At 50.4% G+C, this 7,832-nt stretch carries 8 protein-coding genes and 1 tRNA gene; 5 read left to right on the top strand and 4 right to left on the bottom strand.

All coding sequences use genetic code 11. The features are described 5' to 3' along the window. Window position 1 precedes the first annotated feature (1 nt). Both L9G74_RS14180 and orn read right to left on the bottom strand, forming a co-directional pair. Window positions 2-74: transfer RNA gene (locus tag L9G74_RS14180), tRNA-Gly, on the bottom strand. A 103-nt stretch (window positions 75-177) separates the two neighbouring features. Then, window positions 178-723: an oligoribonuclease gene (orn, locus tag L9G74_RS14175; RefSeq protein WP_238897067.1), complete on the bottom strand. Its 546-nt coding sequence runs from the start codon at window positions 721-723 to the stop codon at window positions 178-180. A gap of 100 nt (window positions 724-823) precedes the next feature. On the opposite strand from orn, the gene rsgA reads away from it, so the two are divergent. The 3 genes from rsgA to L9G74_RS14160 all read left to right on the top strand — a co-directional run bounded on the left by rsgA (window position 824) and on the right by L9G74_RS14160 (window position 3,693). Beyond that, window positions 824-1,888, top strand: a complete 1,065-nt coding sequence (rsgA, locus tag L9G74_RS14170) for a small ribosomal subunit biogenesis GTPase RsgA (RefSeq protein WP_238897066.1) — start codon at window positions 824-826, stop codon at window positions 1,886-1,888. Between the two features lie 22 nt (window positions 1,889-1,910). Continuing rightward, window positions 1,911-2,771 carry an archaetidylserine decarboxylase gene (gene asd / locus L9G74_RS14165; protein WP_238897065.1) on the top strand — a complete coding sequence of 287 codons (861 nt, stop codon included), beginning with the start codon at window positions 1,911-1,913 and terminating at the stop codon, window positions 2,769-2,771. Window positions 2,772-2,967: 196 nt separating this feature from the next. Then, on the top strand, window positions 2,968-3,693 hold the full coding sequence (locus tag L9G74_RS14160) for a glycerophosphodiester phosphodiesterase (RefSeq protein ID WP_238897064.1): 726 nt from the start codon (window positions 2,968-2,970) through the stop codon (window positions 3,691-3,693). A gap of 12 nt (window positions 3,694-3,705) precedes the next feature. On the opposite strand, the gene L9G74_RS14155 is transcribed toward L9G74_RS14160, so the two are convergent. Further along, window positions 3,706-4,038 carry a DUF3392 domain-containing protein gene (locus tag L9G74_RS14155; RefSeq protein WP_238897063.1) on the bottom strand — a complete coding sequence of 111 codons (333 nt, stop codon included), beginning with the start codon at window positions 4,036-4,038 and terminating at the stop codon, window positions 3,706-3,708. 50 nt (window positions 4,039-4,088) lie between these two features. Here L9G74_RS14155 and L9G74_RS14150 point away from each other — a divergent pair, with 50 nt between their 5' ends. Both L9G74_RS14150 and L9G74_RS14145 read left to right on the top strand, forming a co-directional pair. Beyond that, entirely contained in the window at window positions 4,089-5,015 is a 927-nt protein-coding gene (locus L9G74_RS14150) for a D-2-hydroxyacid dehydrogenase (RefSeq protein WP_238897062.1), read from the top strand. 155 nt (window positions 5,016-5,170) lie between these two features. After that, entirely contained in the window at window positions 5,171-5,362 is a 192-nt protein-coding gene (locus L9G74_RS14145; RefSeq protein WP_238897074.1) for a bacterioferritin-associated ferredoxin, read from the top strand. Window positions 5,363-5,512: 150 nt separating this feature from the next. On the opposite strand, the gene parC is transcribed toward L9G74_RS14145, so the two are convergent. Further along, window positions 5,513-7,810 carry a DNA topoisomerase IV subunit A gene (gene parC / locus L9G74_RS14140; protein ID WP_238897061.1) on the bottom strand — a complete coding sequence of 766 codons (2,298 nt, stop codon included), beginning with the start codon at window positions 7,808-7,810 and terminating at the stop codon, window positions 5,513-5,515. Window positions 7,811-7,832: the final 22 nt, after the last annotated feature.

Below are 7,832 nucleotides of genomic sequence, written 5' to 3'. Positions count from 1 at the left end.
GAGCGACATATCGGGTTCGAACCGATGACCTATACCTTGGCAAGGTATCGCTCTACCAACTGAGCTAATGTCGCATTCCGCTCTTCAATGCTTAAGTGAAGCAGTGAAGGTGAGGCCGCATTATATGGAAATTTTATTGCCCTGCAACCCCATTGTGCATTTTTACTGGTTAAATGCTCAAATTTTAAATACCCGCTGGCGATAGAACTGCAATTCCGCCACAGATTCACGGATATCATCCAACGCTTGGTGGGTATTTTTCTTTTGAAAATCTTGCAGTAACTCAGGCTGCCAACGACGCACTAACTCTTTAATGGTGCTGACATCCAGATTGCGATAGTGGAAGTAATCTTCCAACGCTGGCATGTACTTATTCAAAAAGCGGCGGTCTTGGCCGATGCTGTTGCCACACATTGGCGATTTACCTTGTGGCACATATTGCTCAAGGAAAGCGATAGTTTCACGAATGGCATCTTCTTCGGAATAGTTGCTAGCGCGCACGCGGTCAATCAAACCAGAAGCGCCGTGATGCTGTTGATTCCAGTCGTCCATCGCTGCCAGCACCTCATCACTTTGATGCACGGCAATCACTGGCCCTTCGGCCAAAATGTTCAACTCTTTATCGGTCACAATTGTGGCTATTTCGATAATGCGATCTGTGGCGGGCTCTAAGCCGGTCATTTCCAAATCGACCCAAATCAGATTTTCAGCATTGGCAGCCATGTGTGTTAATACTCCAGCAATCGCCCAATCAGGCTTTTTTATTCAATAGCGTGTATTATAGGGCCTTTGACCCCGAATCAGCATGATCTTACAGGTTTAAGTGAGCAAAAAGAAACCCCTGAGCCGAGGCCAGCTGCGCCGCATGAAGGCTAACCACCAAAAACGACTTGAAGGTCGCCCACAATCTGCTGCAACAGATGTTGAGCTACAAGAGAGCGATCTCGGCCCTGAACAAGAGGGCGTGGTGATCTCGCGCTTTGGTCAGCATGTGGATGTAGAAACCGCAGACGGCGACATCGTGCGCTGCAATATCCGCCGTACCATTGGCAGTTTGGTGACTGGCGATAACGTGATACTGCGCCTCGCCACGGAGAACCAATCCGCCATCGGTGGCGTGGTTGAAGCGGTGCACCCGCGTAAATCTTCCCTCACCCGCCCCGACTTATATGATGGTGTCAAAATTGTTGCCGCTAATATCGATCAGATCCTCATTGTCTCGTCGGTGCTGCCGGAATTTACCACGCAGATCATCGACCGCTATTTAGTGGCCAGCGAAGATACCGATATTCCACCGATCATTGTGCTGAACAAGATCGATCTATTGGATGACAGCAACCGCGATGAGATTGAAGCTGCACTGCAACGTTATCGCGATATTGGTTATCAGGTACTGTGTGTCAGCAGCAAGACTGAAACGGGTCTAGATGAACTGCGCCAAATACTGGCGCATAAAACCAGTATTTTTGCCGGACAATCAGGTGTCGGTAAATCATCACTGATCAATGCGCTGATGCCTCATGCCGAGTTGCAAACCGGTGACGTCTCAGATAACTCAGGTCTCGGTCAGCACACCACCACCACCTCTAAGCTGATGCACTTTGCTGACGGCGGGAAATTGATCGACTCTCCCGGCGTACGTGAATTTGCCTTATGGCACCTGCCTGCCGACCGCGTAGGTTGGTGTTTTATTGAATTTCGCGACTACCTCGGTGGCTGCAAATTCCGTGATTGCAAACATCTGGATGATCCAGGTTGCCAATTACGTGCCGCGGTGGAAGCGGGCAAAATTGCCCAAGACCGTTTCAACAACTACCACAGAATTATCGCCAGCTTAGGCGAACAACGCCACGCCCGCTATTTCCGCGCGGGTATTGATGATATCTAACGATAACAAGGGATTTATACCATTGGATAAGCTAAAAATTACGCTGCAATACCTGCTACCTAAGCACTTGGTATCTCGTTTGGTAGGTAAACTGGCGGCCGCCGAATTGGGTGGTGTCACGACTTGGTTTATTAGTAAGTTCATCAAACAATACAACGTGGATATGGCGGAAGCGCGCGAGCCCGAAGCCACTGCTTACAAAACCTTTAATGCGTTTTTCACCCGTGAGCTGAAAGCAGGCGCACGGCCACTCTTTGACGATGACAGCTTTATCGTGCATCCGGTGGATGGCACCGTCAGCCAACGTGGTCCAATTGAGCAAGGCCGCATCATTCAGGCCAAAGGCCATGACTATTCATCACTGGCGCTGCTAGGTGATCTGCCAGAGGTTGCCGCGCGTTTTGACGACGGCGACTTTGCCACTATCTACTTGGCACCGCGCGACTATCATCGCATTCACATGCCGGTGGCAGGTACGCTATCAAAAATGATCTATGTGCCGGGCGAACTGTTTTCGGTCAACCCGCTCACCGCCCAACACGTACCAGGGTTATTTGCCCGTAACGAACGCGTCGTCGCGATTTTTGAAACTGACATTGGCCCGATGGCGATGGTGTTAGTTGGCGCGACCATTGTGGCCAGCATCGAAACCGTATGGGCGGGTACGGTTACCCCACCTACCGGTAAAAAAGTGTTTGTTTGGGATTACGACACCGAAGGTGAAGCAGCCATTCATCTGGAAAAAGGCGCTGAGATGGGTCGCTTTAAACTGGGCAGTACCGTCGTCATGCTATTTGAAAAAGACGCACTCGAAGGCTTTGCTGACGGCGTCGACGCCGGTGCAGTAACCCGTATGGGACAAGCCTTTGCCAAAAAACGCTAACGGCGTAATTGGCTGCTCATATCATCTGACGCCGCGCTAATTTGCGCGGCGTTTTTGTGGCAATCCCGCCCAATAAAATCAGTTCATCTCGATAGCGAATTTCAGCTACCGTCTATAGTTATTGCTAAAACATTGATGTATGGTGCCAGCAGTTGCCATATGGCCATTCACACCGCATCAAAGTGAGGAAGTCTTAATGCTGGTTATCGCACACCGAGGCGCCAGTGGTCACCGCCCCGAAAACACCCTTAGTGCCATTGAATACGCGCTCACTCTCGGCGCCACCGCCGTTGAGTTGGACGTACATTTCGTCGACGGTGAACTGTATGTGTTTCATGATCGCCGCCTAGAGTTTAAAAGCACTGGCGTGGGAGTTATTGATCGGCAAACACAGCAACAGTTGCAGCATTACACGGTGGCTGGTGAGGCCATTCCAACCTTAATGCAGGTGATGCAACTGGTGGCAGGCCGCGCGATGGTCAACATTGAATTAAAAGGGGTGGATACGCTGGCGCCTTTTATTCGTCAATATCCGCACTTCTTGCAAGATTTTGGTTTCAGCCCAGAACAGCTAGTGATCTCTTCATTCAACCATCGCTATCTCAAAGCGGTAAGACAAGCCTTGCCACAAGCGGCGATTGGGATTTTATATGGCGGCATCCCGCTCAGTATTGAGCAAGATATTGCCGCCATTGCGCCAACATCACTGCATCTGGATATCAACTTTATCAGCCGTGAAATGTTGCAGCTCGCCAAAGCCCACCAGTTAAAGACCTACGTCTACACCGTGGACTTTGTTGATGATATCAAGGCGCTGGAGCAGTTAGGTGTTGATGGTATTTTTACCAACTTTCCCGATCGTGCCTTTCAAGCACTCGCGCAACAGCAGCCCGCCGTAGAAAACGTGCATTGGTTTGAGTAACACTCGTTCAAGTTAACTTTGGCGATTACGCTGCGCCCAAGAGCCGATGCCAAAGAAAATGGCACACACTAATAGCAACATCCACATGGCGGGCATATGGCGTAATTGCCCCGCCAACCACGGGCTAACCGCCACAATAATCAAACCGAAGCCGAACGCGTTCACTAGAATAAAAATCAGCGTGCGCAGCAAAAATGAGCGTGCGCCCAACTGCTTGCGTAGCCAACGGTTGCAATCAGCGCCAAACACCACAATGATACAAGACACCATCGCCGTGGCGATTTCATTCATCCAAGGATGTAACATCGCGCCCGTGCGTGTCAGAAAAGAAACTACTACGTCCATTATCAATCACTGTTGAGAAAACATCGCTCGACAGCATAAAGGGGAAGCCAATGCCACACAAGCTGTTGTTACTGACGCGAGAAAACGCCATTTATCACCAGTTAATCACCGCACTGGCACTACCTGAGTTAGAGATTGTGGACGAGCAACCCGCGCACGTGGCCGAAGCAGATATCTGGCTCGCCGAACCTGCCATGGCGGCCCCGCTGATCCCAGTGGCACACTCGCTCAAGTGGCTCCAAAGCACCTTTGCTGGGGTCGATAAACTAATGCAATTAAAACGACCACTCACCTGCCAACTCACCAATGTTAAAGGGGTATTTGGCCCGCTGATGAGCGAATATGTGTTTGGTTATCTGCTCAGCATCTACCGCCAGCAGCGAGAATATGCCGCGCAGCAAGCTGAACGACGATGGCAAGAGGGGCGATATTGCACTCTGCAAGGCAAAACCTTGTTGGTATTAGGCACCGGTTCCATCGGCAGCCACTTGGCACAAACGGCACATCACTTTGGCATGAGCGCCATCGGTGTCAGCCGTCGCGGCCGTCCCAATGCACATTTCGATGCAGTGTATGACATCAGCCAACTAACAAAATTAGTCTGTCGTGCTGATGTACTGGTGAATGCCCTGCCGCATACACCACAAACCGTGCATCTGATTGATGGTGAACTGCTAGCGCAACTGCCACGCCACGCGAGCTTTTTCAATGTCGGGCGCGGCTCGGCCGTCAAGTTGGATGAGCTGTATCAACTGCTGCAACAGCGCGCCGATCTCACTGCCGTGCTTGATGTGTTTGAGCAAGAGCCACTGTCAGCCGAGCACCTCATTTGGCAGCAAGCCAACGCCATCATCACGCCACACATTGCTGCACCCAGCTTTCCTGAGCAGGTGGTACAAATTTTTGCTGAAAATTATCAGTATTTTTGCCAAGGCCAGCCATTGGTGAATCTGGTGGATGTTAATGCAGGCTATTGATTTACAAAGCATGCTATTCAAGGCCAAAACAAGAGCACTAACACAGATGTGATGAAGTTTAAAAAATCCGCAAAACAGAGTTGTGAATGAGAATAGTTTTCACTTATAATCCTATCCACAACGATGAATTTGATTTTCACTGCGGAGATATCGCCATGTACGTCTGCCTGTGTCATGCAATTACCGACACCCAAATTAAGCAGGCCGTTAGTCAAGGAGATACCAGCTTAAAGGATGTAAGAAAACGGCTGGGTGTAGGTGATCAATGCGGCAAATGCACCAAGATGGCTGCCATTATTATTGAGCAGCAGTTAGAGCTAGAACCCAATTATTACGAAGTGGCATAAGCCTGCACAGCATTGTGTAAACGGCTCAAGCCTAGGTGAGCGTTTGACGAACTTAGGTTTATCTCCCAAGTCACTGAGCAAAACATCCTTTACAACAAAAAGCCCCGACATGCGGGGCTTTTTGTTGTCTATGAGACAGATAACAGCAAGTTATTCCTCACTGTCTGGCGTTGGCGCGGCAATATCTGCACTTGCTTCTACAGTCACTTCCACACTATCAACGCGTTGCAAGCCACGAGGCAACTTACTACCACGGCGACCACGTTCACCACGATAATGCTCGATGTCTGATGGCTTGAGGGTCAACTTACGCTTACCAGCCCACAAGGTCACACTGGCGCCTTGTGGCAACAGCTGTAAATGGCTAAGCAACTCTTCGCGGTTAGCGGCACGTTCCGATGGAATACCAATAATCTTGTTGCCTTTACCTTTGCCTAACTGTGGCAAGGCGGCGACATCAAACACCAACATGCGGCCTTCATTGGTGATGGCGAGAATATCGTTCGGCACCGAATTATCTAGCTGCTTAGGCGTTAGCGCTTTGGCATTTTTAGGCAGGCTCAACAACACCTTACCCGCTTTATTGCGCGATACCATGTCTTTGTATTCGCAAATAAAGCCATAACCGGCATCACTGGCTAGCAAGTAGCGGCTGCTATCATCACCAAGCAGCACATGCTCCATCTGCTCACCTGGTGCGAGGTTAAAGCGGGTGGTGATTGGTTCACCCTGGCTACGCGCCGATGGCAAGGTATGCGTGTCAGTAGCAAAAGCACGGCCAGAACTGTCAATAAACACCGTTTGCTGATTGCTGCGTCCCGGTGCTGCACAGAGGAACTGGTCGCCAGCTTTGTAAGATAGCGCAGTGGCATCAATGTCATGCCCTTTGGCGCAACGTACCCAGCCTTTTTCCGACAGAATGACAGTCACTGCTTCGGTCGGTACCAAATCTTGCTCAGACAATGCCTTAGACTCGGCGCGTTCAATCAGCGGTGAACGGCGGTCGTCACCATAGGTTTCGGCATCTGCTTTTAACTCTTTCTTAATCAGCGTTTTTAGACGACGTTCGGAGCCTAGCAGTTGCTGCAATGCGTCACGCTCTTTGGCTAATTCATCTTGTTCGCCTTGGATTTTCATCTCTTCCAATTTGGCGAGATGACGCAGTTTTAACTCAAGGATCGCTTCGGCTTGCTTGTCACTGAGGTTAAAGCGACGCATCAACTCCGCTTTTGGGTCATCGTGGAAGCGAATAATCTCAATCACTTCATCAATGTTGAGGAAGGCGATCATCAAGGCTTCAAGAATATGCAGGCGTGACAGTACTTTGTCTAAGCGGAACTCTAAGCGGCGACGTACCGTTTGAGTACGATATACCAGCCACTCGGACAGCATCTGTTTTAAGCCTTTCACCTGCGGGCGGCCATCTAGGCCCAGCACGTTGAGGTTAATGCGATAGTGCTTTTCTAGCTCAGTGGTGGCAAATAAGTGCGCCATCAACTGCTTACAATCGATACGGTTAGAGCGCGGTACGATCACCAAGCGCACGGGGTTTTCGTGGTCGGACTCATCACGTAAATCTGTCACCATCGGCAGCTTTTTAGCCTGCATTTGCGCAGCAATCTGCTCGATGATTTTGGAAGAGCTGGCTTGGTGCGGCAACGCTGTTACCACAATTTCACCATCTTCCATGGTGTACACCGCCCGCGCTTTAACCGAGCCGCGGCCAGTTTCATAAATTTTGGCAATGTCTGCCGAAGGTGTGATGATTTCCGCCGCCGTTGGATAATCCGGCCCAGGCACAATCTCCATCAACTGCTCAAGGCTCGCATTAGGATTGTCGAGCAGCTCGATACAAGCGGCAGCGACTTCACGTGCGTTATGTGGCGGAATATCGGTCGCCATACCAACCGCAATACCGGTGATACCATTAAGCAGAATATGCGGCAGCCGTGCTGGCATGGTTAATGGCTCTTTTAAGGTGCCATCAAAGTTGCTGCCCCACTCTACCGTGCCTTGCCCCAGCTCACTGAGCAGCACTTCAGAGAAACGCGACAGGCGCGATTCGGTATAACGCATTGCCGCGAACGATTTCGGATCGTCTGGCGCGCCCCAGTTACCTTGCCCATCCACCAGCGGATAGCGATAAGTAAATGGTTGCGCCATCAATACCATGGCTTCGTAACAAGCGCTGTCACCGTGCGGATGGTATTTACCCAGCACGTCACCCACGGTACGCGCCGACTTTTTGTATTTGGCAGTGGCCGATAAACCCAGCTCACTCATGGCGTAAATGATACGACGTTGCACCGGTTTCAGGCCGTCACCAATATGTGGCAAGGCGCGATCCATGATGACGTACATCGAGTAGTTCAGATAGGCATCTTCGGTAAAGCGCCGAAGTGGCATCTGCTCAACGCCATCCATGCTTAGATCAATTGAATCACTCATTTAATTGTTATTCCTGTCGGTG

Origin of the sequence: Shewanella electrica, from assembly GCF_022321485.1 — a bacterium.
GTDB lineage: Bacteria > Pseudomonadota > Gammaproteobacteria > Enterobacterales > Shewanellaceae > Shewanella > Shewanella electrica.
This window is presented reverse-complemented; position numbering and strand designations above follow the sequence as displayed.

Coding starts and splice junctions, on each gene's coding strand:
- orn (WP_238897067.1), bottom strand. CDS start 723: ATGGCTGCCAATGCTGAAAATCTGATTTGGGTCGATTTGGAAATGACC.
- L9G74_RS14160 (WP_238897064.1), top strand. CDS start 2,968: ATGCTGGTTATCGCACACCGAGGCGCCAGTGGTCACCGCCCCGAAAAC.
- L9G74_RS14155 (WP_238897063.1), bottom strand. CDS start 4,038: ATGGACGTAGTAGTTTCTTTTCTGACACGCACGGGCGCGATGTTACAT.
- L9G74_RS14150 (WP_238897062.1), top strand. CDS start 4,089: ATGCCACACAAGCTGTTGTTACTGACGCGAGAAAACGCCATTTATCAC.
- L9G74_RS14145 (WP_238897074.1), top strand. CDS start 5,171: ATGTACGTCTGCCTGTGTCATGCAATTACCGACACCCAAATTAAGCAG.
- parC (WP_238897061.1), bottom strand. CDS start 7,810: ATGAGTGATTCAATTGATCTAAGCATGGATGGCGTTGAGCAGATGCCA.